37 protein-coding genes are annotated in these 26,228 nt (G+C 36.5%); 4 read left to right on the top strand and 33 right to left on the bottom strand.

The annotated features are described in order from the left end of the window. Positions 1–34 precede the first annotated feature (34 nt). The 29 genes from EO766_RS07020 to EO766_RS06880 all read right to left on the bottom strand — a co-directional run bounded on the left by EO766_RS07020 (position 35) and on the right by EO766_RS06880 (position 20,176). Positions 35–1,279, bottom strand: a complete 1,245-nt coding sequence (locus tag EO766_RS07020; RefSeq protein ID WP_074418977.1) for a BaiN/RdsA family NAD(P)/FAD-dependent oxidoreductase — start codon at positions 1,277–1,279, stop codon at positions 35–37. Then, the gene (locus EO766_RS07015) at positions 1,280–2,818 is read right to left on the bottom strand and encodes a M20/M25/M40 family metallo-hydrolase (protein ID WP_074418976.1); all 1,539 of its coding nucleotides are present in this window, start codon (positions 2,816–2,818) and stop codon (positions 1,280–1,282) included. Positions 2,819–2,945: 127 nt separating this feature from the next. Further along, positions 2,946–3,752 (bottom strand): type I methionyl aminopeptidase, encoded by an 807-nt coding sequence (gene map / locus EO766_RS07010; RefSeq protein ID WP_068242554.1) that lies wholly within the window; start codon positions 3,750–3,752, stop codon positions 2,946–2,948. 154 nt (positions 3,753–3,906) lie between these two features. Next, on the bottom strand, positions 3,907–5,259 hold the full coding sequence (secY, locus tag EO766_RS07005; protein WP_068242557.1) for a preprotein translocase subunit SecY: 1,353 nt from the start codon (positions 5,257–5,259) through the stop codon (positions 3,907–3,909). A 74-nt stretch (positions 5,260–5,333) separates the two neighbouring features. Next, complete coding sequence (gene rplO, locus EO766_RS07000) at positions 5,334–5,783, bottom strand: 50S ribosomal protein L15 (RefSeq protein ID WP_074418252.1); 450 nt, start codon at positions 5,781–5,783, stop codon at positions 5,334–5,336. 112 nt (positions 5,784–5,895) lie between these two features. Beyond that, on the bottom strand, positions 5,896–6,078 hold the full coding sequence (gene rpmD, locus EO766_RS06995) for a 50S ribosomal protein L30 (RefSeq protein WP_074419557.1): 183 nt from the start codon (positions 6,076–6,078) through the stop codon (positions 5,896–5,898). A gap of 39 nt (positions 6,079–6,117) precedes the next feature. Further along, entirely contained in the window at positions 6,118–6,639 is a 522-nt protein-coding gene (rpsE, locus tag EO766_RS06990; RefSeq protein WP_068242564.1) for a 30S ribosomal protein S5, read from the bottom strand. 29 nt (positions 6,640–6,668) lie between these two features. Beyond that, positions 6,669–7,022 carry a 50S ribosomal protein L18 gene (gene rplR / locus EO766_RS06985; RefSeq protein WP_074418247.1) on the bottom strand — a complete coding sequence of 118 codons (354 nt, stop codon included), beginning with the start codon at positions 7,020–7,022 and terminating at the stop codon, positions 6,669–6,671. Between the two features lie 49 nt (positions 7,023–7,071). Beyond that, a complete protein-coding gene (rplF, locus tag EO766_RS06980) occupies positions 7,072–7,626 on the bottom strand; it encodes a 50S ribosomal protein L6 (RefSeq protein ID WP_074419558.1) in 555 nt (184 codons plus the stop codon). Positions 7,627–7,711: 85 nt separating this feature from the next. Further along, complete coding sequence (gene rpsH / locus EO766_RS06975) at positions 7,712–8,110, bottom strand: 30S ribosomal protein S8 (protein ID WP_068242573.1); 399 nt, start codon at positions 8,108–8,110, stop codon at positions 7,712–7,714. Between the two features lie 51 nt (positions 8,111–8,161). Next, the gene (gene rpsN / locus EO766_RS06970; RefSeq protein ID WP_068242576.1) at positions 8,162–8,431 is read right to left on the bottom strand and encodes a 30S ribosomal protein S14; all 270 of its coding nucleotides are present in this window, start codon (positions 8,429–8,431) and stop codon (positions 8,162–8,164) included. A 44-nt stretch (positions 8,432–8,475) separates the two neighbouring features. After that, the gene (gene rplE, locus EO766_RS06965; RefSeq protein ID WP_068242580.1) at positions 8,476–9,051 is read right to left on the bottom strand and encodes a 50S ribosomal protein L5; all 576 of its coding nucleotides are present in this window, start codon (positions 9,049–9,051) and stop codon (positions 8,476–8,478) included. After that, entirely contained in the window at positions 9,051–9,389 is a 339-nt protein-coding gene (gene rplX / locus EO766_RS06960) for a 50S ribosomal protein L24 (protein WP_074418249.1), read from the bottom strand. Before rplX ends, rplE begins: the two co-directional genes overlap by 1 nt. 129 nt (positions 9,390–9,518) lie before the next feature. Continuing rightward, the gene (rplN, locus tag EO766_RS06955) at positions 9,519–9,887 is read right to left on the bottom strand and encodes a 50S ribosomal protein L14 (protein WP_068242586.1); all 369 of its coding nucleotides are present in this window, start codon (positions 9,885–9,887) and stop codon (positions 9,519–9,521) included. A gap of 55 nt (positions 9,888–9,942) precedes the next feature. After that, entirely contained in the window at positions 9,943–10,200 is a 258-nt protein-coding gene (gene rpsQ, locus EO766_RS06950) for a 30S ribosomal protein S17 (protein WP_068242590.1), read from the bottom strand. Between the two features lie 20 nt (positions 10,201–10,220). Beyond that, entirely contained in the window at positions 10,221–10,427 is a 207-nt protein-coding gene (rpmC, locus tag EO766_RS06945; RefSeq protein ID WP_068242592.1) for a 50S ribosomal protein L29, read from the bottom strand. A gap of 25 nt (positions 10,428–10,452) precedes the next feature. After that, entirely contained in the window at positions 10,453–10,872 is a 420-nt protein-coding gene (gene rplP, locus EO766_RS06940) for a 50S ribosomal protein L16 (RefSeq protein WP_068242597.1), read from the bottom strand. Between the two features lie 72 nt (positions 10,873–10,944). Continuing rightward, positions 10,945–11,736: a 30S ribosomal protein S3 gene (rpsC, locus tag EO766_RS06935; protein WP_074419559.1), complete on the bottom strand. Its 792-nt coding sequence runs from the start codon at positions 11,734–11,736 to the stop codon at positions 10,945–10,947. A 13-nt stretch (positions 11,737–11,749) separates the two neighbouring features. Beyond that, complete coding sequence (gene rplV, locus EO766_RS06930) at positions 11,750–12,094, bottom strand: 50S ribosomal protein L22 (RefSeq protein ID WP_074419560.1); 345 nt, start codon at positions 12,092–12,094, stop codon at positions 11,750–11,752. A gap of 55 nt (positions 12,095–12,149) precedes the next feature. Beyond that, the gene (gene rpsS, locus EO766_RS06925) at positions 12,150–12,419 is read right to left on the bottom strand and encodes a 30S ribosomal protein S19 (RefSeq protein WP_068242606.1); all 270 of its coding nucleotides are present in this window, start codon (positions 12,417–12,419) and stop codon (positions 12,150–12,152) included. Between the two features lie 36 nt (positions 12,420–12,455). Further along, positions 12,456–13,295 carry a 50S ribosomal protein L2 gene (gene rplB / locus EO766_RS06920; RefSeq protein ID WP_068242609.1) on the bottom strand — a complete coding sequence of 280 codons (840 nt, stop codon included), beginning with the start codon at positions 13,293–13,295 and terminating at the stop codon, positions 12,456–12,458. A gap of 45 nt (positions 13,296–13,340) precedes the next feature. Next, positions 13,341–13,640 carry a 50S ribosomal protein L23 gene (gene rplW, locus EO766_RS06915; protein ID WP_074419561.1) on the bottom strand — a complete coding sequence of 100 codons (300 nt, stop codon included), beginning with the start codon at positions 13,638–13,640 and terminating at the stop codon, positions 13,341–13,343. A gap of 26 nt (positions 13,641–13,666) precedes the next feature. Next, on the bottom strand, positions 13,667–14,302 hold the full coding sequence (rplD, locus tag EO766_RS06910; protein ID WP_074419562.1) for a 50S ribosomal protein L4: 636 nt from the start codon (positions 14,300–14,302) through the stop codon (positions 13,667–13,669). Between the two features lie 22 nt (positions 14,303–14,324). Beyond that, entirely contained in the window at positions 14,325–14,942 is a 618-nt protein-coding gene (gene rplC, locus EO766_RS06905; protein ID WP_075051467.1) for a 50S ribosomal protein L3, read from the bottom strand. A 263-nt stretch (positions 14,943–15,205) separates the two neighbouring features. Then, entirely contained in the window at positions 15,206–15,511 is a 306-nt protein-coding gene (rpsJ, locus tag EO766_RS06900; protein ID WP_068242832.1) for a 30S ribosomal protein S10, read from the bottom strand. A gap of 193 nt (positions 15,512–15,704) precedes the next feature. Then, positions 15,705–17,855: an elongation factor G gene (fusA, locus tag EO766_RS06895; RefSeq protein WP_075051465.1), complete on the bottom strand. Its 2,151-nt coding sequence runs from the start codon at positions 17,853–17,855 to the stop codon at positions 15,705–15,707. Between the two features lie 263 nt (positions 17,856–18,118). Continuing rightward, positions 18,119–18,586: a 30S ribosomal protein S7 gene (gene rpsG / locus EO766_RS06890; RefSeq protein ID WP_068242621.1), complete on the bottom strand. Its 468-nt coding sequence runs from the start codon at positions 18,584–18,586 to the stop codon at positions 18,119–18,121. Positions 18,587–18,615: 29 nt separating this feature from the next. Beyond that, positions 18,616–18,996, bottom strand: a complete 381-nt coding sequence (gene rpsL / locus EO766_RS06885) for a 30S ribosomal protein S12 (RefSeq protein WP_068242627.1) — start codon at positions 18,994–18,996, stop codon at positions 18,616–18,618. 115 nt (positions 18,997–19,111) lie between these two features. Further along, positions 19,112–20,176, bottom strand: coding sequence for a branched-chain amino acid aminotransferase (locus EO766_RS06880; RefSeq protein ID WP_075051464.1), 1,065 nt, complete (start codon positions 20,174–20,176; stop codon positions 19,112–19,114). A gap of 63 nt (positions 20,177–20,239) precedes the next feature. Here EO766_RS06880 and EO766_RS06875 point away from each other — a divergent pair, with 63 nt between their 5' ends. From EO766_RS06875 to EO766_RS06865, 3 genes are read left to right on the top strand one after another with little or no spacing between them, the layout of a single operon-like run. Beyond that, the gene (locus EO766_RS06875) at positions 20,240–20,848 is read left to right on the top strand and encodes a hypothetical protein (protein ID WP_287100818.1); all 609 of its coding nucleotides are present in this window, start codon (positions 20,240–20,242) and stop codon (positions 20,846–20,848) included. Between the two features lie 13 nt (positions 20,849–20,861). Then, a complete protein-coding gene (rdgB, locus tag EO766_RS06870; protein WP_075051462.1) occupies positions 20,862–21,455 on the top strand; it encodes an RdgB/HAM1 family non-canonical purine NTP pyrophosphatase in 594 nt (197 codons plus the stop codon). Then, complete coding sequence (locus EO766_RS06865; protein ID WP_287100817.1) at positions 21,442–21,873, top strand: acyl-CoA thioesterase; 432 nt, start codon at positions 21,442–21,444, stop codon at positions 21,871–21,873. The genes rdgB and EO766_RS06865 overlap by 14 nt, the downstream gene beginning before the upstream one ends. Here the strand turns inward: EO766_RS06865 and EO766_RS06860 are convergent. From EO766_RS06860 to EO766_RS06850, 3 genes are all read right to left on the bottom strand, one after another. Then, on the bottom strand, positions 21,870–22,607 hold the full coding sequence (locus tag EO766_RS06860; protein WP_218331440.1) for a shikimate dehydrogenase family protein: 738 nt from the start codon (positions 22,605–22,607) through the stop codon (positions 21,870–21,872). The two genes, EO766_RS06865 and EO766_RS06860, sit on opposite strands and share 4 nt — an antisense overlap. Before the next feature lie 27 nt (positions 22,608–22,634). Further along, positions 22,635–23,396: a phosphosulfolactate synthase gene (locus EO766_RS06855; RefSeq protein ID WP_218331441.1), complete on the bottom strand. Its 762-nt coding sequence runs from the start codon at positions 23,394–23,396 to the stop codon at positions 22,635–22,637. An 82-nt stretch (positions 23,397–23,478) separates the two neighbouring features. Beyond that, positions 23,479–24,903: a tetratricopeptide repeat protein gene (locus tag EO766_RS06850; protein WP_287100816.1), complete on the bottom strand. Its 1,425-nt coding sequence runs from the start codon at positions 24,901–24,903 to the stop codon at positions 23,479–23,481. Positions 24,904–25,035: 132 nt separating this feature from the next. Here EO766_RS06850 and EO766_RS06845 point away from each other — a divergent pair, with 132 nt between their 5' ends. Further along, positions 25,036–25,389, top strand: coding sequence for a hypothetical protein (locus EO766_RS06845; protein ID WP_287100815.1), 354 nt, complete (start codon positions 25,036–25,038; stop codon positions 25,387–25,389). On the opposite strand, the gene EO766_RS06840 is transcribed toward EO766_RS06845, so the two are convergent. After that, positions 25,386–26,015 (bottom strand): hypothetical protein, encoded by a 630-nt coding sequence (locus EO766_RS06840; RefSeq protein WP_287100814.1) that lies wholly within the window; start codon positions 26,013–26,015, stop codon positions 25,386–25,388. The two genes, EO766_RS06845 and EO766_RS06840, sit on opposite strands and share 4 nt — an antisense overlap. Between the last annotated feature and the right edge of the window lie 213 nt (positions 26,016–26,228).

The raw sequence follows: 26,228 nt of genomic DNA, 5'->3' as shown, positions 1-26,228 counted from the left end.
TAAACTGTTCCTGTTGTTTCAGTGAGCAGTTTTTTTATGCACTTGCTGAACTATCTGCAGCAATGGCTTTCGCTGCCATAAATGCTGTTGTCCATGCGCTTTGAAAATTAAATCCGCCTGTTATACCATCAATATCTAACACTTCACCGGCAAAAAACAAATGAGGTATTTTTTTACTTGCTAAAGTATTGGCATCTACTTCAGATAAATCGATGCCGCCAGCCGTAACAAATTCATCCTTAAAAGTAGTTTTGCCCTGAATGGTATACTTATCCTGCTGCAATTTCAATACCAGTTGATTGATTTGATGATTACTGATATCGGCCCATTTTTTTTGAGGTGAAAGATGGATTTGTTCTAAGAAATAAAGCCACAACCTTAGAGGAAAAGAGAAATAGCATTTAGAACCAATCATTTGCCGGGATGCATTCATTCTGAAACCATTCAGGGTATTTCGCAATACCTGCTCATTCATTTCAGGAATCCAATTGATAAGTAAATCAAAAACATAATTTTTTTCAGCCAAATAACGGGCACCCCATGCCGAAAGCTTTAAAATAGCAGGTCCGCTGAAACCAAAATGGGTAATTAACAGAGGGCCTGTTTGTTTCCATTTTGTTCCGTTAATTTTTATTGCAACAGCAGGAATACTAATACCTGTTAATTCATGAATAGGGTGCGAAGAAAGGTTGAATGTAAACAACGAGGGTACAGGCGGAACAATAGTATGACCTATATCGGCCAGCCAATTCCACTGCAATAATTTAGGAAAACCACCTGTTGTAATACATACATAATCTGCTACCATTTCTTTTCCATTTACAGCAGTTAATTTGAAATAATTTTTAACAGGCAAAATTTTGATAATATTTGTTTTCAACAGAAGATTAACCTCATAACGTTTTGCTTCGCCTAACAAACAATCAATAATTGTTTGAGAGGTATTGGTATCGCTAAACATCCGCCCATCTGGTTCTGCAATCAGGTTTACATGGCGCTCTTTAAACCACTCAACCGTATGTTTTGCATTAAACCAATGAAAACATTTTTTTAAAAACTGCGCACCACGTGGATAATATTGAAAAAACTGATTGAGTTCGAAACATGCATGGGTAACATTACAACGCCCACCACCACTAATTTTTACTTTTGAAAGCACTTTATCTGATTTTTCAACAATCATTACCCGCAAATCAGGGTTCATCCGAGCAGCGTTTACCGCACAAAAAAAACCGGCAGCACCTCCTCCAATTACTATTAAAGATTTTGAATTACGCATTTATTGCATTATCATAATTGAAATGATTTCTTGAATACCATTCCAAAAATTACCCATTTGGATATTTTCATTGGCCGCATGTTGATTATCATCGTAATTGGCAATGGGTATAGAAATGGCTTTGGCATTGAGTTGTTGTTCAATAACATACAAAGGCAAGCTGCCACCTGTAGAAGGCATGATTACTAACCCCTTTGTTGAAGTTGCAGCAAGTGCACGAATGATTTGCTGCGAAACTGCTAAGTCCATTGGTGTTTTTTGCGCATTATACCCATCACTACAAATAATTTTGGCAATGAATGGATGAGCCATTCGTTCCACATCAGTAGGATCTCTGTTAATGATGTAATAACCTTTATCTTGAATATGCTTAATGACTCTTTCCTGCTGTACTTTGTAATCGTTTCCGGGCACCAAACGTAAATCTAAACTTACAGAAGCGGTAGCAGGAATACTATTGGTAGACAATGCACCAAACTTTCCGCTTTCGATACCATTGATATTTAAAGTGGGTAAAAGAATGGCTTCAGATAAAGCAATATTTTTCATTTCCGGCATAATAAAACCGAATTGGTGTTTCAATTCTGTATCATTTTGATCTAATTGTGCCAATACATTTTTCTCCAGATTGGATAAGGGTGTCACATCACTATAAAAATTTTTGATGGTAACATAACCACTATCGTTTTTCATGGAAGATAATAAGCGAACCAGATTCCATGCAGGATTGGGTGCCCAATTGCCATAGTGACCACTATGTAATGGGAATTTGCTTCCATACAAAGTGATGTCTATATGCGTATCGCCCCGAACACCGAATGATATCAAATTTTTTCCGGATGAGGGTTGTGGGCCATCGCAAATAATCCAAACATCAGAGCGAAGCAGATTTTTGTATTTGAATAATACCTCAGCCAAATGTGGCGAACCGGCTTCTTCTTCCCCTTCAAAAAAGAACTTTACATTTACTGCAGGCGCAATATTTTTCTTTTTTAAAGCAATGTAGGCATTGATGATTGCCATTACACCGGCTTTATCATCGGCAGCACCACGAGCATAAATTCGAAATTCATCCTGCAAATTATTAATAAATTCATCTTTCGTCAATGGCTTACCGCCAAGTTCAATTTTATTACTGTATAAAGCAGGTTGAAAGGGATGTAAACCGATATGCCAGTTAGCGCTATCAACGGGCTGTCCATCATAATGGGCATAAAATACAATAGTTTGCCTGGCTCCGGGTACTATTATTTCTCCATATACTACCGGTGGTGCTGATTCATCTTCAGGAAAAAGAAAACGGGTATGTTCAATACCGGCAGATTGCATTAGCCGCATTAAATATTCCGCATTATTCTGCAAGGCAATCTTATTTACTGCAATATTAGGGATGGCAATAAAATCAATATAATCCTGCAGAATAGTGGCTTTGTTTTGCTGTTGATAATCTTTGAACCAAGGCAATGGATGCTTTTGCTGTGCCTGCACTTGCATGAGGGCTAAAAAAAAAGCAAACGATAAAATATTCAATCTATTCATGTATTTATTTTATAGTATGTAACAATACAGTCAATGCATTATATTGCAGCCAGGTTAAAACACAATTAAATACACCATGCACTTGATTTTCTGGATTATTTAGAATAAAATCAAGTACTGAAACAGATTATGCGTAATAACTGGTATTTAGATTCGTATTGCTTTTTTCAGCAGCTTCTATAATGCTGTAATCAGATAGAATGAGCGGATGCTCCTTCTTCACACAAACATCGTGTTCAAAATGTACAGAAACTTTGCCATCCCTTGTTCTAACCGTCCAGCCATCTTGTTCTGTATACACGTCTTTGGTACCTAAATTAATCATCGGTTCAATAGCCAACACAAGATTTTCTTTCAGTTTTGGCCCATTACCGCGTTTACCATAATTAGGCACTTGTGGCTCTTCATGTAATGAACGTCCTAATCCATGACCTACTAATTCACGCACTACCCCATAACCCATTTTCTTTTCAGTATGTTCTTGAATGGCGAAAGAAATATCACCTACTCTGTTACCGGCTATTGCTTTTTCAATTCCTTTATAAAGGCTTTCTTTTGTAATTTTTACCAATTGCAATACTTCAGGTGCAACCTCTCCAACAATAAAGGTATACGCATGATCGCCATGCCATCCATTTAAAATGACACCCATATCAATTGAAACAATATCACCTTCTTTAATTAGAGTATGATTCGGAAAACCATGTACCACCACGTCGTTCACCGAAGCACATACTGAGTATGGATATCCGTGATAATTTAGAAATGAAGGAATAGCCTGATGATCTTTCACAAATTCAAAACAAAGTTTATCTATTTGTAAGGTAGTAACGCCGGGTTTTAAAAATGTAGCAACAGCCGTTAATGTTTTACTAACCAGCAAAGCGGCTTCTTTCATCAATGCAATTTCCTGTTCAGTTTTAGCATACATCATATTTACATTATTTCTTCGTGACATTTGAAAATAAAATTAATTGATTCAATTTAAATTAGTGCTATTATCTAAAGTATAAATGGAACGTCAATAAAAAGAAAACCTGCTGAGCCAAGGCCCAACAGGTTAATATTTAAAAAGCAATTCTTCAATATTATAATACAGAAGATGTTACACCTTGCCTTCCCTGTATTCTACCGCCACCAGACATTAATCCATCGTACTGACGCATTAATAAATAAGTTTCTATTTGTTGCAGCGTATCTAAAATTACCGCTACCATAATTAACAAAGAGGTACCTCCATAAAACGTACTGAATGAACTGGTTACACCTAATTTTTGAGCAAAACCTGGCATGATACCTACAATTGCAAGAAAAATGGCACCGGGTAAGGTTACTTTATCCATAATAGCGCCTATAAAGTCTGTTGTAGGTTGGCCGGGTTTAACACCGGGTATAAAACCGTTATTACGTTTTAAATCTTCAGAAATTTGTTTGGGGTTGAATATTAAAGCGGTATACAAAAAGGTAAATCCAATTACCATAACACCATAAATCAGCATGTACCAAGGGTTACTGTGATCATTGAATATTTTTATAATTCCTTTTGCAGATTCAATATTAGTGAAAGAAACCAATGTAGGTAAGAACATAATTGCCTGTGCAAAGATGATAGGCATTACACCTGCACTATTCACTTTTACCGGTAAAAATTGTCTTGCACCGCCAAACTGACGATTGCCTATAATTTGTTTGGCATAATTCACAGGTATTTTACGTACACCTTGCACCAATATAATTAAGCTCATAATGACAGCAACCAGAATGGCAATTTCAATCAGGAAAATTAATAAACCACCACCCGCTTTTTCACTTTTGGCAGAAAATTCCTGAATGGTTGCCTGTGGAAAACGTGCTAATATACCCACCATGATAATAATAGAGGTACCATTCCCCAAACCTTTATCCTGGATTCTTTCTCCTAACCACATTACAAACAAAGTTCCTGCTGAAAGTGTGATAACAGTGGTAATTGTAAATACTGTTCTGTCTAATAAGATAGCCTGTGCATAGCCGCCCTGTGGGTTAGTTAAATAAGCAACATAAGCACCTGCCTGAAAAGCGGTTACAATTACAGTTAAATAACGAGTCCATTGGTTAATTTTATTCTGACCGCTGGTACCTTCTTTTTGAATTTTTTGTAATTGAGGCACTAAAATGGTCATTAACTGCATAAAAATAGAGGCAGATATATAAGGCATAATGCCCAATGCAAAAATGGAAGCTTGTGTAAAAGCTCCACCTGCAAAAGTATCGAACAAACCTAACAAACCTTTATTTGCAGCATTTAATTTTGCCTGATCTAATAAATTCGGGTCAATTCCGGGTAATACTACATGGGTACCAAACCGGTATACTAATATTAAAGCAAGCGTTACAATAATTTTATCACGCAACTCTTCAATACCCCAAATATTCTTAATTGTTTTGATGAATTTTTTCACAAATACTTTTGTTAAGAGATTAAAATCGAAAGCATTTCAAACGCTAATGAATGCGGGAGGCAATATACAGTAAATTATTTAATTAACTCTACTGTACCGCCAATAGATTCAATGGCAGCTTTTGCCTTATCGCTAATGGCATTTACTTTAAAATTCAATTTAGTTTTTAATTCTCCATTACCCAGAATTTTAACTTTATCAGTCCTGTTTACCAATCCGTTGATGTATAAGTTTTCCAATGAAAATTCTGAGAAAGCATATTTTTCATTCAATGTTTCTATTTGACCTAAGTTGAACACTTTGTATTCAACACGATTAATATTTTTAAAGCCACGTTTTGGTAAACGACGTTGGATAGGCATCTGACCGCCTTCAAAAGCATTTTTACGTTGGTAACCGGCACGGCTTTGTCCACCTTTGTTACCTTTTGTAGATGTACCACCTTTACCAGATGCTTCACCTCTGCCTAATCTTTTTTGTTTGTGCGTTGCGCCTTCTGCGGATTTTAAATTGTGTAATTTCATTGTATTTGATTTTGTACTTATCGGGGAATCGCCCCTCGCTTGATGAATAAATGATAAATGCGAAATGATATGCGAAATTAATTCACATATCATTTAGCATTCAATGATTGAATTACTTTACTTCTTCAACTTTCACTAAGTGGCTTACTTTATTGATCATGCCAACAATTTGAGGAGTTGCTTCTACTTCACGTGATGCATTTAACTTATTTAAACCAAGGGCTTCTAAGGTTTTTTTTTGACGTTCAGACCTGTCGATACCACTTTTTATTTGAGTAACTTTAATTTTTTTCATAATCTTCAGAATTTTAACCTCAGCAAAATATGCTAAAGTTTACCCGTTAAAAACTTTATTTAATTTTACGTTACGATTTTTGGCAACCTGAATTGGCTCACGTAATTCGGTTAAAGCTTTAATGGTAGCCTTAACAACATTATGAGGATTGGCAGAACCAAGACTTTTGGCCAATACGTCGGTAACACCTGCACTTTCCAAAACAGCACGCATGCTGCCTCCAGCAATTACACCGGCTCCGTGTGCTGCGGGTTTAATTAATACTTTGGCTGCACCGGCTTTTGACCATTGTTCGTGTGGTATGGTTCCATGCATTACAGGAACTTTTACCAAGTTCTTTTTTGCATCATCAATACCTTTTGCTATAGCTTCCTGAACTTCTTTTGCTTTTCCCAAACCCTGGCCAACAATTCCTTTTTCGTTACCAACTACTACTAAAGCAGAGAAACTAAAAGTACGTCCGCCTTTTGTAGTTTTTACAACACGGTTAATCGCAACTACTTTTTCTTTCAGTTCAATTTCACCGGTTAGCTTTACTTTATTTTCAGTTATTTTAGACATGGACCTAAATTATTAAGTATTTGTTTAGATTAGAATTGAAGACCACCTTCTCTGGCACCATCTGCTACACTTTTCACTCTGCCATGGTATAAGTTCCCGCCTCTGTCAAAAACACAGGTGGTAATACCTAATTCTTTTGCTTTATGCGCAATAGCTACACCTACCATTTTAGCTTTTTCAATTTTTGTAACTTTTTGAGCAACTAAATGTTTATCTCTTGAAGAGGCAGCAGCCAGTGTTACGCTATTATCATCATCAATTAATTGAGCATAAATTTCTGCATTACTTCTAAAAACCGATAAACGGGGTTTAGTAGCTGTACCGGCAACTTTTTTACGGATACGGTACCGGATTTTTTGTCTTTGAACAAGTTTACTATTCATTTCTATTTATTTTGTCTTCCGATACTGCCGGAAGTGTCATTTATAATTGTTATTTACCAGCAGCTTTACCAGCTTTTCTTCTGATAATTTCATCGCTATATTTTACACCTTTTCCTTTGTATGGTTCAGGTTTACGTAATCCGCGTATCTTAGCAGCCACCTGTCCTAATAATTGTTTGTCAATACTTTCTAAAGTAATGGTTGGGTTCTTACCTTTTTCAGTAGCAGTGGCAACTTTCAACTCTTTAGGCACTTCAAAAATAATGTTGTGAGAGTAACCTAATGATAAATCCAATGTATTACCTTGATTCGCAGCTTTAAAACCCACACCCACCAATTCCAGATCTTTTCTAAATCCTTCTGTTACACCTTTTACCATGTTAGATACCAAAGAACGGTACAAACCATGCATGGCACGATGGCGAATTTGATCAGTAGGTCTTTTTAAATTCACTTCAGTGTCAGAAATTTCAATCACAATATCTCTGTCAACTGCTTGCTTTAATTCACCTTTAGGCCCTTTCACTGTAATTACGTTATCTTTTCCAAGTGTAACAGTAACGCCCTTGGGAAGTATTACGGGTTGTTTTCCAATCCTAGACATAGTCGTTTCGTTTTTTATAATTACAATTTAAGTTGTGTTCAGCCCCGACTAAAAGGCTTAATTATCTACTTAAATCAAAAAGTGATTAATAAATATAACAAAGCACTTCACCACCAACATTTTGCGCTTTTGCCTGTTTGTCGGTTAATACGCCTTTAGAGGTGCTGATGATAGCAATACCCAACCCATTAATAACACGTTTCATATCAGCGGGTTTTGCGTATTGACGTAAACCTGGTCTGCTAATTCTTTCTAAGGAACGAATAGCAGGTTGTTTACTCGTAGGATCATACTTCAGTGCAATTTTGATAATACCTTGTTTGGTATTTTCTTCAAATTTGTACTTTAAAATATAACCCTGCTCATATAAAATTTCAGTCATCCGCTTTTTTAAATTAGAGGCGGGAATTTCTACCAGTCTGTGACCGGCCATTTGAGCATTACGAATCCTTGTTAAAAAGTCTGCAATAGGATCAGTTACCATTGTATATTAATTAAATGCTGTTCTAAATTTTGTTTACTAAACGGATTAAAATTACCAGCTGGCTTTTGTTACACCAGGAATTTTACCATTTAAAGCCATGTCTCTGAATATTACCCTGGATACACCGAAATAACGCATATATCCACGAGGTCTGCCGGTTAACTGACAACGATTTTTTAATCGTACCGGTGAAGCGTTTTTGGGTAATAAATCTAAAGCAGCATAATCACCTGCAGCTTTCAGAGCAGCACGTTTTTCTGCGTACTTGGCCACCATTGCTTCTCTTTTTGCTTGTCTGGCTATAATTGATTTTTTTGCCATAATTTTAATGTTGATTCTGAATGGGCAAATTGCCCATTTATATTTTAATTATTTTCTTTTTTTGCACTTTTAAAAGGCATTCCCAATTCTTTCAACAGCTCATATGCTTCTTCATTGGTTTGCGCAGTTGTAACAATGGTTATATCAAAACCGGTAATTTTATTAACTTTATCAATATCAATTTCCGGAAATATAATTTGTTCAGTTACGCCTAAAGTATAGTTACCACGCCCATCAAAAGCTTTATCACTAATTCCTTTAAAATCACGTACCCGGGGTAATGCTACAGATACCAGCCTGTCTAAAAATTCATACATTTTTTCGCCACGTAAAGTAACTCTTGCGCCAATGGGCATGCCTTTACGTAATTTAAAATTAGAAATGTCTTTTTTAGAATAAGTAGGTACGGCCTTTTGACCTGTAATTTGTTCTAATTCGTTTACGGCAACATCTACCAATTTTTTATCGGTAACAGCACCGTTCACGCCACGGTTAATACAAATTTTTTCGATTTTAGGAGCCTGCATTACACTTTTATAAGCAAACTTCTTCATCAATACGGGAATTACTTCCTGGCGATATTTTTCCGCCATTCTTGGAGTGTATTTAGTTGTACTCATTATTTAATAACCTCCCCTGATTTTTTTGATATTCTAATTAATTTACCCTCTTCTCGGCTTTTTTTAATTTTTGCAGGGCCGCCGGCTTTTGCATCCCAAAGCATTACATTACTGATATGCACAGGAGCTTCTATTTTAACAATACCACCTTTTGTATTTTGAGCATTGGGTTTGGTATGTTTTGTAACAATGTTTACCCCTTCTACAACAACTCGTGCTTCATCAATCAGAACTTCTAATACCTTTCTGGGTTTTTTCAAGTCCTTGTCTTCACCGGCAATTACTACAACAGTATCGCCTTTTTTGATGTTAAATTTGGGTTTAAATCTTTTACTCATGGTGTTTACCCTTTTATATAACCCTTTTTTAAAAGGTTAGTTATTTGTTTTGTTACCAGCTTTTAATCTATATTCAGCTTCGTTGCGTCGCACACTTGTACTTGTACAGTTGTTACGCTACGGAGCGATTTATAAAACCTCAGGTGCCAATGAAATTATTTTCATGTAGCCTTTATCTCTTAATTCACGGGCAACCGGCCCAAAAATACGAGTTCCACGTGGCTCATCAGCATTGTTTAATAACACAACAGCATTATCATCAAAACGAATATAAGAACCATCTTTTCTGCGTAATTTGTTTTTGGTTCTTACAATTACGGCTTTGGATACGGTACCTTTTTTAATACCACCGGCAGGAATGGCATCTTTAACAGTTACCACAATTTTATCGCCAATTTTGGCATAATCCTGGCCACTATTTCCAAGTACTTTAATACAAAGTACTTCTTTGGCACCGCTATTATCAGCTACATTTAGTCTGCTTTCTTGCTGGATCATTGTTTAATAATTTGATAGTTAACAGGCTGCTATAAGCAGGCTATCGATAATAATTTTATTTGGCTTTTTCAATCACCTCAACTAATCTCCAACGTTTGGTTTTGCTTAGTGGGCGGGTTTCCATTATTTTAACCATATCACCAATTGTGCACTCATCTTTTTCATCGTGTGCATGGAACTTAGTCGTTTTTTTAACGAACTTTCCATAAATAGGGTGTTTTACTTTTCTTTCTACAGCAACGGTAATGGTTTTAGCCATTTTATTACTGGTTACCACCCCAATTCTTGTTTTACGCAAATTTCTTTCAACCATTGTTAGCAATTTATTGGTTATTAAGCCATAGCTCTGTTATGTAATGCCGTTTTTAAACGGGCAATATCTTTTCTTAACTCACGAATACTCATTGGATTTTCCAACGGAGAAATTGCGTGTGCAAATTCCAATTTCTTTAACCTTAAGGTATCCTCCTCAATTCTGGCTTTAATGTCAGATTCAGTCATCTCCTTTAGGCTCTTATTAAAATCAAATTTTTTTGCCATTGCAAATAATATTAAAGTGTTTATTTTATGCTTGCAAGTCTCTCCTTACAATAAATTTGGTTGCAATTGGTAATTTTTGAGCTGCCAAATGCAATGCTTCTCTGGCAACTGTTTCACTTACACCATCACACTCAAAAATAATACGACCCGGTTCCACTACAGCAGCCCAAAATTCAGGGTTACCTTTACCTTTACCCATCCTTACCTCTAAAGGTTTACGGGTAATAATTTTATCGGGGAATACCCTAATCCAAACGTTTCCTTCACGCTTCATGGCACGTGTCATACTTTGTCTGGCAGCTTCAATCTGACGGTTGGTTAACCAAATGGGTTCTAAAGCTTTTAATGCAAACGAACCGAAAGCAATAGAGGTGCCCCTTTTAGCAACATTCCTAATGCGGCCTTTTTGTTGTTTTCTATGTTTACTTCTTTTTGGCTGTAACATTTTTTTGTTGTTTTTACACAGTATTTACTGTGTGGTATTCAAAAAAAGTATAGCAAATTGCTAGTACCTGTTTTAATGCTGTGGTTTTCTTGGTCCTCTGGAATCATTGTTCCTTCCACCGCCACGGTGATCTCCGCGATTACCGCCTCCGCGTCTGTCATCTCCACCGGTTCTCTCTCTTCTATCGCTTAGGTCATTTTTTCCACCAACAAAATTTGGGTTCAATTCGCGTTTACCTAATACTTCACCTTTACAAATCCACACTTTGATACCGATTTTACCATATACAGTTTGTGCAAATACACTTGCATAATCAATATCCATACGTAAAGTATGCAATGGTACACGGCCTTGTTTAAATTCTTCACTACGAGCAATTTCAGCACCGCCTAAACGTCCGCTCACCCTTACTTTAATACCTTCTGCACCCATTCTGAGTGTTGAGGCAATGGCCATTTTAATGGCACGCTTAAAGTTAATACGGTTTTCAATTTGCCGTGCAATAGTATCGCCAACAATGGTTGCATCTAATTCAGGACGACGTATTTCAAGAATATTGATTTGAACATCATCCTTACCGGTTAATTTCTTCAATTCTTCTTTAATACTATCTACTTCACCACCACCTTTACCGATAATAATACCTGGTTTTGATGTATGAATGGTAACGATAAGTTTACCAAGCGTACGCTCAATAACTATTTTTGCTATACCACCTTTGTTTATACGGGCATTCAGGTAAGTACGGATTTTTTGATCCTCAATTAACTTAACGGCAAAGTCTTTTTTATTGCCATACCAGTTACTTTCCCATCCACGGATGATACCTAACCTGTTACCAATTGGATTTGCTTTCTGACCCATAATATGGTTTCAATTAGTTTTTAGAATCTACAATGATTGTTACATGATTGCTGCGTTTTCTTACTCTGTAACCACGACCTTGTGGTGCCGGGCGCATTCTTTTTAAAATGCGGCCACCATCTACAAAAATTGTTTTTACAATAAGACTACTATCTGCAGCACTGGCTCCATTATTTTTTTGTTCCCAATTATTAATGGCACTCTTCAACAGTTTTGCTAACGGGGTAGCATTGTGTTGCGGGTGAAATTCTAATATAGCCAAAGCCTTTTCTACTTCCATTCCACGGATCACATCGGCTAATAACCGCATTTTGAGCGGACCAGTGGGATAATTTTTCAGTTTAGCTACTGCTTCCATTTTGATTTGATTTCTATCATTCGGCAAACTGTTTTACTGTTTGCCCTGAATTAATTTATTTTTTTTGTCCTGAGTGACCTCTGAAGTTTCTGGTAGGCGCAAATTCTCCTAATTTATGTCCAACCATAAATTCAGTTACATATACAGGTATAAACTTGTTACCATTGTGTACAGCAAATGTATGCCCAACAAAATCGGGTGTAATTGTACTGCGACGGCTCCAGGTTTTTATCACCCCTTTCTTTGTTTTACCTTCGTTGATGGCGGTTACTTTTTCATCAAGATTTGCGTCAACATAAGGACCTTTTTTAATCGAACGACCCATTTGGATTTACGATTTAGTGCGTTTATCTAAATATTGTTACTTGGTAATTTTTTTACCATCTCTTCTTTGAATAATCAGCTTATCACTGGCTTTGCCTCTTGTTCTGGTTTTTTCACCTTTGGCATATTTACCGGTTCTGCTGCGTGGATGACCTCCGGAAGCTTTACCTTCACCACCACCCATTGGGTGATCTACGGGGTTCATGGCTACACCTCTAACTCTTGGGCGGATTCCTTTCCAACGATTTACACCTGCTTTACCGGCAGTTTGTAAATTATGATCGCTATTAGATACCACTCCAACAGTTGCGTAACAGTTAATTAAAACTTTTCTCAACTCTCCGGAAGGCATTTTTAATACGGCGTATTTTTCTTCCTTATTGGCTAATTGAGCAGATGCACCGGCACTACGTGCTAATTTTCCACCTTGTCCGGGTTGCATTTCAATATTATGAATATTGGTACCCAAAGGCATATTCTTCATTTGAAGTGCATTGCCAATTTCGGGTGCAACTGCATCGCCGGCAATAACTTTGGCACCTACTTGTAAACCCTGAGGAGCCAGAATATATCTTTTTTCACCATCTGCATATTGTAACAGCGCTATAAAAGCAGTACGGTTTGGATCGTACTCAATTGATACAACAGTTGCTTCAATATTTTGCTTATTGCGCTTAAAGTCAATAATACGGTAATGTCTTTTATGACCCCCGCCTATGTAACGCATTGACCTGCGACCCTGAGCATTACGTCCACCTGTTTTTTTAAGTGGTTCTAACAAGCTTTTTTCAGGCTCATTAGTGGTAATTTCAGCATAAGCATTGCCAATTCTCCAACGGGTGCCGGCAGTGATTGGTTTGTACTTTTTTAATGCCATTGTTTCTTAAATTTTAATGCGAAATTTTCAGCTTCGCTGCTATAACTAAATGTTTGCGTATAAATCAATTGTATCACCCTCAGCAACTGTTACCAATGCTTTTTTATAAGATGATTTTTTCCCTTTGATAAAACCAGCCTTTGTGTAACGGGTTTTGTTTTTTCCTGGAACTACTACAGTGTTAACATCCACTACGGTAATGCCATAAAAGGATTCAATTGCCTGTTTTATTTGAAGTTTATTTGCTGCACGAACTACTTTAAAAGTATAACGGCGTAACTTTTCCTGTTGTACATTTGCCTTTTCAGATAAAACAGGCTTAATTAAAATATCAGTTGGTTTCATTCTATTTCTTTTGAAACGTTTGTAAATTATGCTTCTACCATTTCGTTTTCTGCAAATATCTTCGCTGCATTTTCTGTTATTACCAAAACATCTGCATTCATTACATCATAGGTGTTGATATCTGCTAATAATGTACTGGTAATATTCGGGATATTTCTGGAACTTAAATACACATTATCATTATACTCAGGCAAAACAATAATTGTTTTCTTTTCAGCTACCTTCAAAGCACGCATGATATTGGTAATTTCCTTTGTTTTAGGTGCATCCATTGCAAATTCTTCTACTACAATAATGGCATTTTCTTTTGCTTTATAACTAAGGGCAGAAATTTTTGCCAAATCTTTTACTTTACGGTTTAATTTGAAAGTATAAGCGTGTGGTTTAGGTCCAAAAATAGTACCACCACCTTTGTACAAAGGGTTACGGATATTACCTTTACGAGAACCACCGGTACCTTTTTGTTTGTGTAATTTACGGCTGGCACCATGTACCTCAGCACGTGTTTTTACCTTATGTGTACCCTGACGTTGAGCAGCTAAATGTTGTTTAACAGCCAAATAAATAACATGGTCATTGGGTTCAATACCAAAAATATCTTCCGGTAATTCAACCGTTCTGCCTGTTTTTTCGCCTTTTATATTTAATATTTCTAATTGCATGATTTGTGTGAATTATAGGTGACTACTTCTGGATATAAACTATAGAACCGTTATGACCCGGTACTGAACCACTGATTAACAGATAATTTTTCTCAGGGAATATTTTTACTATTTTCAATCCTTTCATTTTTACATGGTCATTACCCATTCGACCTGCCATTCTCATTCCTTTAAAAACTCTTGAAGGATAAGATGAACCACCGATTGAACCGGGGGCTCTTGAACGGTCATGTTGACCATGAGAAGCTTCACCAACACCACTAAAACCATGACGTTTCACAACACCCTGAAAACCTTTTCCTTTTGTGGTGCCAATTACTTCAACAGCATCACCTTCAGAAAAAATATCGAGTGTAATGGTTTCGCCTAATGCTTTTTCAATGGTATAGTTGCGAAATTCTTTTATAAATCTTTTGGGAGCAGTTTGAGCTTTTACGAAATGATTTAACTCAGACTTAGTGGAGTGTTTTTCTTTTTTATCGGTGAAGCCTAATTGCAAAGCTTCATAACCGTCTGTTTCTTTGGTTTTCACTTGTGTTACTACACAAGGACCTGCCTCAATAATGGTACATGCCACCTGTTTGCCATCTTGGGCAAAAATGCTGGTCATTCCAATTTTTTTTCCAATAATACCTTTCATGTTTTGCGGTTTTTGCCCCGCTAAGGTGTAGAGGACATTTTGCCATGAAGCAAAATTCAATCCTTGTTTGCTGCCGACCTTTTCCCTTTTGCCACCAAAACCCGGTGGTTTTGCCTGCTCTTTGAAATATACACTTCAAAGACGATGGAAGTACCGGAAGTAAACAAACCTCGAAGGGCCTGTTTATATGTCAAATTTTATATTCAAAAGCCAGAGCTCCTTTTTCAATAACGATTGGGAGGTAGCCTACTTAATCAACTTTATCAAGCTTTGATTTCCACTTCAACACCGGAAGGTAAATCTAATTTGCTCAAAGCATCAACCGTTCTGGATGATGATGTATAAATATCTAATAACCGCTTATGCGTACACAACTGGAATTGCTCTCTGCTTTTTTTATTCACGTGGGGTGAACGCAAAACAGTAAAAATTCTTTTATGCGTAGGCAAAGGAATAGGTCCGGTTACAACGGCACCAGTACTACGAACAGTTTTCACAATTTTCTCGGCAGATTTATCTACCAGATTGTGATCGTATGATTGTAATTTTATTCTGATTCTTTGAGACATAATCTTTACCTAATTTTCCGATTGGGTTGCAAAGGTATGGCTACAGGTTTAAATGGGCAAGAAAAAAGAAAGTTTTTTTAAAAATATTTATAAGAAAAGCGAAATATTTTTTTGTTAGGATAAATGCTGCTAAAAAAAAGAGCCACACGCTTTAAAATGTGGCTCTTTATGATGTATTTACTTGTTCTACATCCTAATCTTCTACTTTTACTTTCCCTTTATTTTTGGCCATTACTTCTTCTGCTACGTTATTTGGAGCAGGTGCATAATGAGAAAATTCCATGGTGGAAGTAGCACGACCTGAAGATAAAGAACGTAATTGGGTTACATAACCAAACATTTCACTCAATGGAACTTTGGCTTTAATTACCTGTAAATTGTTACGGTTATCCATTCCTTCCAACATTCCTCTTCTGCGGTTTAAGTCGCCGGTTACATCACCCATGTACTGATCTGGAGTTAATACTTCCACTTTCATAATGGGTTCTAATAATACCGGTTTGGCTTTTTTGGCTGCTTCACGGAATCCGGACTTAGCACATAGTTCAAACGACATAGAATCTGAATCCACGTCATGATAACTACCATCAAAAACTCTGATTTTCATGTTATTAACCGGATATCCTGCCAATACACCGGTTCCCATTGCTGTTTCAAAACCTTTTTGGATAGCAGGTACAAATTCACGGGGAATAGAACCTCCGAATATATCGTTTACAAATTGGAAATTCTTTCCTTCATTTTCTTTTAACCATTCTTCATCGGCGGGGCCAATTTCAAATTGAATATCGGCAAATTTACCGCGACCACCGGTTTGTTTTTTCAATATTTCGCGATGTTGAATGGTTGCCTGGAAGGCTTCTTTGTATGCTACCTGTGGTGCACCCTGATTTACTTCTACTTTAAATTCGCGGCGCATCCTGTCAAGAATAATTTCCAAATGCAATTCTCCCATGCCACGCAAAATGGTTTGCCCGGTATCTTCATCTGTGTTTACACGCAAAGTAGGATCTTCTTCTACCAATTTGGCAATGGCCATACCCATTTTGTCCACATCGGCTTGTGTTTTAGGCTCAATGGCAATGGCAATAACTGGCTCAGGAATAAACATATTTTCCAGTACAATTGGATGCGCTTCATCACAAAGTGTATCTCCGGTTTTAATTTCTTTGAAACCAACTGCAGCAGCAATATCGCCCGCTTCAATAAAATCGATTGGGTTTTGCTTGTTGGCAAACATCTTCATAATACGGCTGATACGCTCTTTTTTACCGCTTCTTACGTTTAATACATAGCTGCCGGCATCTAAATGGCCACTATAACAGCGGAAGAAAGCCAAACGACCTACGAATGGATCAGTCATAATTTTGAAAGCCAGGGCTGCAAAGGGCTCTTTGGCATCGGGTTTACGGCTTACCTCTAAGCCGGTATCAGGATTAATACCTGTTACCGCTTCAATATCAACAGGAGAAGGCAAATATCTACAAACGGCATCTAATGCGGTTTGTACGCCTTTGTTTTTGAAAGAAGAACCACACATCATGGGCACTATACTTAAATCGATAGTAGCTTTACGAATGGCTTCATGAACCTCATCTTCGCTAATGGTATTCGGATCATCAAAGAATTTTTCCATTAAATGATCATCGTATTCTGCAACCGCTTCAACTAAGTTTTGTCTCCAGAAATTTACTTCTTCCAACATATCTTCGGGCACCGGAATTTCATCAAAAGTCATTCCCTCTGTTTCAGCATGCCATACAATGCCTTTCATTTTAATTAAATCTACAACCCCTCTAAAATTATCTTCTGCCCCAATGGGTAATTGTAATGGTACAGCTTTGGCTCCGAGCATTTCTCTTACCTGTTTTACCACATTTAAGAAATCGGCACCGGAACGGTCCATTTTATTGACAAAACCAATACGAGGTACTTTGTAACGATTGGCCTGGCGCCATACGGTTTCTGATTGTGGCTCTACACCATCCACAGCCGAAAACAAGGCAATCAACCCATCTAATACTCGCATTGAACGTTCTACTTCTACAGTAAAGTCAACGTGTCCGGGAGTATCAATAATATTAAAATAATATTTTTTTGTTTCAGGGGTAACTTTACCTAATACGGTTGGAAAATTCCATTGACAGCTTACTGCTGCTGAGGTAATGGTAATACCCCTTTCTTTTTCTTGTTCCATCCAGTCGGTAGTGGCAGCGCCATCGTGCACCTCACCAATTTTATGTATCATACCGGTATACCGTAGGATACGCTCGGTAGTTGTGGTTTTACCGGCATCAATGTGAGCGGCAATACCAAAATTGCGTTGAAATTTCAAATCCGCCATAAAGTGATTGTTTATTTTTTTTCAGGCGGCAAAGGTAGGGATTTAGGAATTTCTACAAGATTTTAATCAAAGATTTAATGATTAGTTGCTCAAATATGCAATTGATGGGTTAACTGTAAAGCAATTCGAGGAATGAAACTATGTTTTTTATTGAGAATAATGACTATATGTCAAGAAATTAGCAACCAATATCATTTCTTATAGCTTCTACCAATAAAAAAGGCCACCTGATACAGGCAGCCTTTTTCTATGTTATTTTTTATTTACACTTTGAAATGTGAGAAAGCTTTGTTGGCTTCGGCCATTCTATGCACATCTTCTTTCTTTTTGAATGCACCTCCTTCCCCTTTGCTGGCAGCAATAATTTCATTAGCCAGTTTATCGGCCATGGTTCTACCGTTTCTTTCGCGGCTGTAGCGCACCATCCATTTAATACTTAAAGATATTTTTCTGTCGGGGCGCACTTCAGAAGGAATTTGAAAAGTAGCACCTCCAATTCTACGGCTGCGTACTTCTACAGCAGGAGTAATATTAGCTAAAGCTCTTTTCCAAACTTCATAACCATCTTCATTGGTCATTTTAGACACTTTATCGATGGCATCGTAAAATATATTAATGGCAGTACTTTTTTTGCCATCCCACATTATATTATTGATAAAACGGCTTACTAGTTTATCATTAAACCTACCGTCGGGTGCTATAGGTAATTTTTTGGCTTGTGCTTTACGCATGTTATATAAAAATTAGCTGTTTAACTGATTTATTTTTTTGCTTTTTCTTTCTTTGTACCGTATTTAGAGCGGCTCTTTTTTCTGTCTTTAACACCGGCAGTATCTAAACTACCCCTTACAATATGGTAACGAACACCGGGTAAATCTTTTACACGACCGCCTCTGATTAAAACGATAGAGTGCTCCTGTAGGTTATGACCTTCACCGGGTATATAAGCAATTACCTCAATTTTATTTGTTAACCGTACTTTGGCCACTTTACGTAAAGCTGAGTTTGGCTTTTTAGGTGTTGTAGTGTATACACGGGTACAAACACCACGACGTTGTGGACAAGCGTCTAATGCTCTTGACTTACTTTTAGCCCTGATAATTTCGCGGCCTTTTCTAACTAATTGTTGTATAGTAGGCATTCTACTTTATTTAATTTTTAGGACGGCAAAGGTAATAGCCCTTGTCGTAAATTCCAAAAAGAAAAATCTTAAAAGATAAAATTTATTTAAAAGATGGCGTTAGCAGCATAAAAAGCTAAATTTTATACAGCCAGCCATGGGTATCTGCCACTTTTCCATAGCGTAATTGATTGAGTTTTTCACGAATGGCCGGGGCAATTTTCCAATTGTCGGTATCAAAAACCATTTGCTCATTTTTATAACGTAATTCTTTTATAAGGGCTATGGTTGCTGCCGTTCCTGTTCCAAATACTTCTTGTAATGTTCCATTTTTATAGGCTACCGTTACTTCATCTATGTTTATTTTTCTTTCTTCCACCGGTATACCCATTTCTTGCAACAACACCAAAACACTGTTTCTAGTAACGCCATTTAGTATGGTACCTTCTTCTAACGAAGGTGTAATGGCAATATTATTAATAACAAAAACCACATTCATCATGCCCACTTCTTGTAGCCATTTGTGTTCAACAGCATCTGTCCAAAGTACCTGATCATACCCCATTTCATTGGCTTTTTTGGCAGCCATCATGCTACCGGCATAGTTGCCTGCATTTTTTGAAAAACCAACGCCACCGCGGGCAGCACGAGTATAGGTTTCTTCCACAAATATTTTCATGGGTTTGGCATAATAGGGGCCTGTTGGACTTAATAAAATAATGAAAGTATAGCTTTCAGATGGCTTTACGCCCAGTGTAACATCTGTAGAAAACATAACCGGCCGAATGTATAACGCATGTTCCGCCTTTGCCGGAATCCAGTCTTTATCAATAGCCAGTAACTGATGCATGCCATCTATAAAAATATATTCAGGAACTTCCGGCATACACATTCTTTCGGCCGATAAATTAAATCGTATAAAATTATCGTAAGGCCTAAAAATAAAGGCTTCTCCGGAAGCATGTTTGTAGGCTTTAATGCCTTCAAATATAGCCTGGCCATAATGCAAGGCGGCCAGGGAGGGCTCCATTTGTAATGATTGATATGGAATAATTTGCGGATCCTGCCATGCCCCATTTTTATAAGTAGCCATAAACATATGGTCAGAAAAGTATTTCCCAAATGGGATATTCTCTAAACTTAAATTGCTTAACCTACTGTGCACAACTTTTGTAACAGGAAAGCCTGATGCCTTTATCATATCTTTATATTTTTGGTGCAAAGAAACAAAAAACTAACAAGTGTTTATTTAAAATTAATTCCGATGAAATTTGAAGATATACAGTTACCTGCAGACTATATTGCTTCCATGTACAAAGATACATTGGTAATTATAGATAATCCAAATATAAATGACCAACCACAAAATGCACCCATTCAGGAGCATCTGAAAGAAAAAACTGCAACAACAACACTACAACCCAACAAAAAACAGGTAGTTCAGGCAGACAATAATTTAGACAATGCAACTGTATTGCCATTTTTAGGAGAGAATAAAAAGAAAATTGCCATTTTAGTATGGGATGAAACCGTTCCTTTTATTAGAGAAGAATGGCTGCAATTTTTAAGTAATATACTTTTAGCCTGCAAACTGAATATAGGGGATGTAGCAATCGTAAATCAGTATACAACAATACAAACTTTCAAAGCATTACAGCAAACATTACAGTCGAATTATTGCATCATGTTTTTATCAGATATGCAGACCCTTGATTTACCATTTGTTGTACCTGCCTATCGAATGCAAAAGCATAGCAATTGCAGTTTTTTACCGGCAAAGCCCCTCAGCACTTATTTACCTGATGATGCTATTACAAAAGAAGAAAAAAGAAAACTTTGGTTAAGTTTGAAGAACCTATTTAACTTAAAATAACCTGTCAATTTTTATGCAAACGCTCCTATTTGCCACCAACAACCAACATAAAGTTGAAGAAATACAAAAAGTTTTACCGGCCCCTTACCTTGTAATGAGCTTACTTGAAGCAGATATAACAATCGAAATTGAAGAACCCTACGATACATTGGAAGAAAATGCGCATAAAAAGGCCCATACCATTTTTGAGATGACACGCAAAAACTGTTTTAGTGAAGATACCGGACTAGAAGTAGATAGCTTAGAGGGTGCTCCGGGTGTAAAAAGTGCACGATATGCAGGCATTGAAAGAGACTATAAAAAAAACAATGAAAAACTGTTGCAGGAATTGGCTAACAAAAATGATCGCACTGCCAGATTTAGAACAGTAATTTGTTTAATAATGGATAATCATGTGCATTATTTTGAAGGAATTTGTGAAGGCACCATTGCACTTGCACCTAAAGGAATTCAGGGTTTTGGATATGACCCCATATTTATTCCAAAGGGGAGTAACCATAGTTTTGCGGAGATGAATATAGCAGAAAAAAATAAATTTAGTCACCGTAAAAAAGCCATCGATAAAATGGTTGCTTTTTTAGAAAGCCTTCAACATGAAAAGAGTTAAACTGCAACTGCCGGATGTATTTCCATTTTCCACAGAAATGAAAATACGAGTAACCGACATGAATTATGGTGGACATGTAGGTAATGACCGATTTTTGGCATTACTACAGGAAGCAAGAATGGAATACCTGCAATCACTAGGCTATAGTGAACTAGATATGGAAGGTGTTGGACTAATAATGCGTGATGCAGTCATTGAATTTAAAAAGGAACTGCATTATGGCGATACCATTCAGATTGATGTAGCAACTTCCAGAATTGATGCTATGGGTTTTGATTTGTTTTATAAAATTTCTATCAAAAATGCAAACGAATGGATATTGGCAGGTACTGCTAAAACCGGCATGTTGTGTTATCATTATGCGCTGAAGAAGTTAGCGCCAATTCCTTCAAAAGCATTGGAAAAACTGAGTCATTAACCATTCCATATTTTCCAGTTTTCTTCTGCCTGAATCACCAGCATATCATACCCATTTTGCGTAATGGCACCATTTTCTCTGCCTTTTTGTAAAAAAATCGTTTCTGCCGGATTATAAATTAAATCGAACAAATAATGGTGCTCATTGATACAATGATATGGTATGGGCGGAAAAAATTGAATATTCGGAAATGTGCCTAACGGTGTAGTATTGATGATGATTGTATAGTTCTGCATCATAGCATCATCTAATTCAGAATAATGAATGCTGTTATTGGCAGCAGATGGTTTTCTTGAAACATATATATACGGTATACACAGTTCATCCAATACAAATGCTACAGCAGCCGCGGCTCCACCGGTTCCCAAAATCATTGCTTTGGTATGATGTGCCGCTTTCTTTTTGAGAAAAGAATTTTTAAACCCGATAACATCTGTATTAAAGCCACTCAGCAAACCATTTTGAATATGAATACAATTGCAGGCATTCATTTTTTGAACTGCAGGACTCAATTCATGCAGATAAGGAATAATTTGTTTTTTGTAGGGAATGGTAATGGCCAACCCTTTCAAATTGGGTGTTGCTTTTAATAAATCAGTAATGCCTTCAATTTTTTCAATAGGATACAGAAAAAAATTTGCATCAGTAATATTTTCTGATGCAAATTTTTGATCAAAATATTTTTTTGAAAAAGAATGCGATAATGGATAACCAATTAAACCAAATATGCGCATAATGAATGTTGAATTTAATGCACTCAATTACTTGTTACGATATAAATCAAAAGTATCGCCTCTTAAGCCAATTCGCATGGCTTCTAATGGTATTACTTCATTGGGAGCAATGTTACCAAGGTTCACATTACAGCCTAATAATTGAAGAAAATACAACTGCTGTGCTTTTTGTGGCGCTTCCCATAATATTTTTTCCTCAGGTATTTGTGTTAATATTTCAGCAACTAAACCCTGCCTAACTTCTCCACTGTCTCTGTAAATACCTACATTACCGGCTTCTCTGGCTTCGGCAATTACATAAGAAGCGCCTGCTTCTAATTCTGCACGCATCAATTCAATCCATTTATATGGCGCCATAATATTGGTAGCATCTTTACTTCCAACTTCACTTAAAACGGTTCCATATTTGGTTAATTTTTCAATATATCCGCATTTTTCAGCGTGAGGAATGGTAATGGAGCCATCACTCACTTCCATATAAGTGATATTATATTCCTTACAAATAGCAATATAATCATCTATTTGATTGCGTATTAAAAAAGCTTCAAACAAAGTACCCCCAAAATAAATGGGCATGTTGTATTGATGGTATAAATTAATTTTTTCTTTTAAATTGGGCGTAACTGCAGAAGTACCAAAACCTAATTTTACAATATCAACATGTGGACCCGCGACGCTTAAAAAATTTTCAACTTCATTCATACTAAGGCCTTTATCCATTACCATGGTAATACCATGATTACGGGGCTTTTTCATCCTTTCAGGGATTTGCGTTAGATTATAATTCATGGGGCTGTTATTAATTGGGCGCAAAATTAAAGCAATTCGGGTAAGTGAATTGCTTTAATTATAGAAAATTGGAATAGAATAGTTAAAATTTTTTCCCTTTTTTGTATCTGGCAATAATATCAATCACCTTACTGTTTTGTAATAACGATGGGGCCAGTTCAATCAACTTTTTCAGTTGCCTGGGTGCTTTTTCCATAGCACTCTCCAAGTATAAAAGTCCCTCCTTGCCTCTGTTTAGCGCAAATGAACAAGCTGCCTGATAAAATATAAACAATGGCTTTTGTTCTGCAGCTTTCATGGCCTGTAAACATTGCCCTGCAGCTTCTTCATAATAACCGGCAATGTACAGACAACGAATTAAAGCCTCCCAACCGGCTATTTTTTTGGGTTTATGTTTTACTACATAACCAAAATAAAACAAGGCTTCTTTAAATTGCTGCTGGTGCAATTTACACTCACCCATAGCCAAATTATATTCTGCCACATTGCGTTGTATGCGCAGTGCATTTTCTAAATGTTTGATGGCATTATTCCATTGCCCTTCTTGCATATAGGTGGTGGCAATTTTAAAATGCAGCTTGCTATCATCTGTATTGAGATGAACCGCTTTTTTATAGTTGAACCGGGCTTGCGCAGTATGACCCATTTTATGGTAACAATGCCCAATGGCTTCATAAATTACGTCTTCCGGGCGAGACAATTCCAATACTTTTTCCAGTGCTTCAATTGCTTCCTTGTATTTGCGTAAGCGTAAATATGCATCGCCCATATTTCTGTATGCATATTCAAACTTTTCATCAATCACCAATGCATATTGATAAGCATCAATGGCTTTTTCATACAACTTCAGCCCCTGAAATGCTGCTGCCAAATTAAACCAGGCAATTTCATTGTATGGATAATTATCGATAATTTTTTGGTGGATTTTGATACTTTCTTCATTCCTTCCGGTAAAATCTGTCCAAAAACAAATTTTATACAGTGCTTCTTCATTGTTTGGGTCTTCTTCCAAAATTAGCTGCAGACAGTCAAATACTTTATCAAACTCTTCATAATCATCATAAACATCGGCCAACTCAAACAATAAATCAATTCTTTCCTCTCCTTCAAATAAATGAAGGGCTGTTTCCAAAAGCTCTACTGCTTTAGGTTGTTGATCTAGTGCCAGATACGCGTCTGTTTTTAGAATATATAAATTGATGTCTGTACTATCAAACAATTCCGCTTTTTCCAATAATTCAAGTGATTGGGCATACTTTCTGCGGGCAATTAACAAGTCTGCTTTCTTAATCATCAGGTGGGATGAGTATGGATACAGTTCTAAGCCGGTTTCAACGGCTTTAAATGCTTCATTCAAATCATCCCTTTCGTCATAGTAATCCACAATTTTTTCAAACGCCTCCTCTTCCAGAAAAGAATGGCCCCGACCTGTTTTTAAGTTTTGATACTGCTGTAGCAGTTCTCTTAATGAATCTCTGTCTTCGTCGTGGTAGGATGGATCTCTCATAGATGTAACGTTTATCTAATGTACAGTAAAAGTTTTACAATTTTGGCATTATTTTGGAAAAGAAATTTGTTAAAAATCAATTAATAAAAAGAAAATTGTTAAAAATTGTAAAAAATGTATAATTTTGTATAAATGTTTAACAACAGATTCATATCCAAACTGACTTTTCTAACACTATTCATTATTGTTACGAAATGTGCTGTTGCTGCTATTACATTTAGTGGCACAACAGATGAATCAAAAAACAGCAGTAAGTATTCTTTAAAAAACTTAAGCCATTACAGCCATAAAACTTTCTCCCTTTCACTTATTAAGGCTGGTTTAGAATACAATGGTACACATATTCTTAAAACTCAGAATTACGCTTCGGGTGCCGAGGTAAATTCAATCATGCAATACAAAAGTGGAAATACGACTTATGTTTTTCCTTATAAATTTAAAGTGCATGTTCCCAAGTTTAAAACACCTTCTCCAATAACTAACTAATAATTGATAATTCTATACCCTTTGGTGGGCAATTCAAATTCTGAAAGTAACACAGGATCTAAACTGATTTTTGTTGCTATAAAATGTACTTTATTCTTTTTATTGTCTTCTGCTTGATACTCAAGTACAAATCCGGGTACATCTTTAAATTCATATTCAAAATCTTTTACTGATGGAACTATAGCGGTTGCATAGTAAAGTGTATATACAGAACTATCTTGCAGTAAAAGTTGTGCTTTTTTACAATTATATCCCAATATGGTTTTGGTATCGGGTAAAGGAACAAATTGAATGCCTGCAAACTTTTTATTGGCAGCCACCCATTGTGTTTTGGTTAATGCAGTCATGTACTTGTTATTTCCAAAACTTCTTAACACCACTACTTTGCCGGTTGACTGATCAATAATAGTAGAAATTTGATAAGATGGACTAACCACATTTACCCTACTGTTATTCCCTTTTATGTATACCGTTTTATGTACTACTTCGTTTGCTGCAGAATAAGGGTTAGCAGACTGATTTACATCAATTACATTTTGAAAATAAATGGTACATTCAGCAACAGTACGTTGCTGCGAAAAAATGTAAATTGATGGAAAAAATAAAGCCACCAAAATTAGTTTCATAATTTTCAATTTAAATAAAATGTATTTGATACAGCGTTAATGAATAATGCAAAGCTAATGTACTTACAAATTACAATGATTTACTTAAAGAAGCTGTTAATTCAGCTCATAAACCAACCAAGTAAGCTGCAAGTAAAAATTGATTACAAATTTTAATAAGCCAAATTTCTTAACTTATCTCAAATTAAAAAGAGACTGTAAGGCTTATTGCAA

This window comes from Hydrotalea sp. AMD, assembly GCF_004100315.1.
In the GTDB taxonomy this organism is placed as follows: domain Bacteria; phylum Bacteroidota; class Bacteroidia; order Chitinophagales; family Chitinophagaceae; genus Hydrotalea; species Hydrotalea flava.
The sequence above is the reverse complement of the archived record's forward strand: the minus strand, read 5'-3'. Positions and strand labels throughout refer to the sequence as shown.

Bases quoted from the DNA above. Each gene is read 5' to 3' on its own strand.
- EO766_RS06865 (WP_287100817.1), top strand. From the start codon at position 21,442: ATGAAAAGAGTTAAACTGCAACTGCCGGATGTATTTCCATTTTCCACA.
- EO766_RS06840 (WP_287100814.1), bottom strand. From the start codon at position 26,015: ATGAAACTAATTTTGGTGGCTTTATTTTTTCCATCAATTTACATTTTT.
- rpsC (WP_074419559.1), bottom strand. From the start codon at position 11,736: ATGGGTCAGAAAGCAAATCCAATTGGTAACAGGTTAGGTATCATCCGT.
- EO766_RS07020 (WP_074418977.1), bottom strand. From the start codon at position 1,279: ATGCGTAATTCAAAATCTTTAATAGTAATTGGAGGAGGTGCTGCCGGT.
- rdgB (WP_075051462.1), top strand. From the start codon at position 20,862: ATGCAAACGCTCCTATTTGCCACCAACAACCAACATAAAGTTGAAGAA.
- rplB (WP_068242609.1), bottom strand. From the start codon at position 13,295: ATGGCATTAAAAAAGTACAAACCAATCACTGCCGGCACCCGTTGGAGA.
- map (WP_068242554.1), bottom strand. From the start codon at position 3,752: ATGATGTATGCTAAAACTGAACAGGAAATTGCATTGATGAAAGAAGCC.
- rpsL (WP_068242627.1), bottom strand. From the start codon at position 18,996: ATGCCTACTATACAACAATTAGTTAGAAAAGGCCGCGAAATTATCAGG.
- EO766_RS07015 (WP_074418976.1), bottom strand. From the start codon at position 2,818: ATGAATAGATTGAATATTTTATCGTTTGCTTTTTTTTTAGCCCTCATG.
- rplW (WP_074419561.1), bottom strand. From the start codon at position 13,640: ATGAAACCAACTGATATTTTAATTAAGCCTGTTTTATCTGAAAAGGCA.
- rpsQ (WP_068242590.1), bottom strand. From the start codon at position 10,200: ATGGTTGAAAGAAATTTGCGTAAAACAAGAATTGGGGTGGTAACCAGT.
- rpsN (WP_068242576.1), bottom strand. From the start codon at position 8,431: ATGGCAAAAAAATCAATTATAGCCAGACAAGCAAAAAGAGAAGCAATG.
- rpsS (WP_068242606.1), bottom strand. From the start codon at position 12,419: ATGGGTCGTTCGATTAAAAAAGGTCCTTATGTTGACGCAAATCTTGAT.
- EO766_RS06855 (WP_218331441.1), bottom strand. From the start codon at position 23,396: ATGAATTATAATCTAACGCAAATCCCTGAAAGGATGAAAAAGCCCCGT.
- rplO (WP_074418252.1), bottom strand. From the start codon at position 5,783: ATGAAATTACACAATTTAAAATCCGCAGAAGGCGCAACGCACAAACAA.
- rplX (WP_074418249.1), bottom strand. From the start codon at position 9,389: ATGAGTAAAAGATTTAAACCCAAATTTAACATCAAAAAAGGCGATACT.
- EO766_RS06845 (WP_287100815.1), top strand. From the start codon at position 25,036: ATGTTTAACAACAGATTCATATCCAAACTGACTTTTCTAACACTATTC.
- rpmC (WP_068242592.1), bottom strand. From the start codon at position 10,427: ATGGCAAAAAAATTTGATTTTAATAAGAGCCTAAAGGAGATGACTGAA.
- rpsG (WP_068242621.1), bottom strand. From the start codon at position 18,586: ATGCGTAAAGCACAAGCCAAAAAATTACCTATAGCACCCGACGGTAGG.
- rpsE (WP_068242564.1), bottom strand. From the start codon at position 6,639: ATGTCTAAAATAACTGAAAATAAAGTAAAGCTAACCGGTGAAATTGAA.
- rplV (WP_074419560.1), bottom strand. From the start codon at position 12,094: ATGGAAGCAGTAGCTAAACTGAAAAATTATCCCACTGGTCCGCTCAAA.
- rplN (WP_068242586.1), bottom strand. From the start codon at position 9,887: ATGATCCAGCAAGAAAGCAGACTAAATGTAGCTGATAATAGCGGTGCC.
- rplE (WP_068242580.1), bottom strand. From the start codon at position 9,051: ATGAGTACAACTAAATACACTCCAAGAATGGCGGAAAAATATCGCCAG.
- fusA (WP_075051465.1), bottom strand. From the start codon at position 17,855: ATGGCGGATTTGAAATTTCAACGCAATTTTGGTATTGCCGCTCACATT.
- rpmD (WP_074419557.1), bottom strand. From the start codon at position 6,078: ATGAAAAAAATTAAAGTTACTCAAATAAAAAGTGGTATCGACAGGTCT.
- rplP (WP_068242597.1), bottom strand. From the start codon at position 10,872: ATGTTACAGCCAAAAAGAAGTAAACATAGAAAACAACAAAAAGGCCGC.
- rpsH (WP_068242573.1), bottom strand. From the start codon at position 8,110: ATGGTAACTGATCCTATTGCAGACTTTTTAACAAGGATTCGTAATGCT.
- rpsJ (WP_068242832.1), bottom strand. From the start codon at position 15,511: ATGTCTCAAAGAATCAGAATAAAATTACAATCATACGATCACAATCTG.
- EO766_RS06860 (WP_218331440.1), bottom strand. From the start codon at position 22,607: ATGCGCATATTTGGTTTAATTGGTTATCCATTATCGCATTCTTTTTCA.
- rplR (WP_074418247.1), bottom strand. From the start codon at position 7,022: ATGAATAGTAAACTTGTTCAAAGACAAAAAATCCGGTACCGTATCCGT.
- EO766_RS06850 (WP_287100816.1), bottom strand. From the start codon at position 24,903: ATGAGAGATCCATCCTACCACGACGAAGACAGAGATTCATTAAGAGAA.
- EO766_RS06875 (WP_287100818.1), top strand. From the start codon at position 20,240: ATGAAATTTGAAGATATACAGTTACCTGCAGACTATATTGCTTCCATG.
- rplF (WP_074419558.1), bottom strand. From the start codon at position 7,626: ATGTCTAGGATTGGAAAACAACCCGTAATACTTCCCAAGGGCGTTACT.
- rplC (WP_075051467.1), bottom strand. From the start codon at position 14,942: ATGAAAGGTATTATTGGAAAAAAAATTGGAATGACCAGCATTTTTGCC.
- EO766_RS06880 (WP_075051464.1), bottom strand. From the start codon at position 20,176: ATGATAAAGGCATCAGGCTTTCCTGTTACAAAAGTTGTGCACAGTAGG.
- rplD (WP_074419562.1), bottom strand. From the start codon at position 14,302: ATGCAATTAGAAATATTAAATATAAAAGGCGAAAAAACAGGCAGAACG.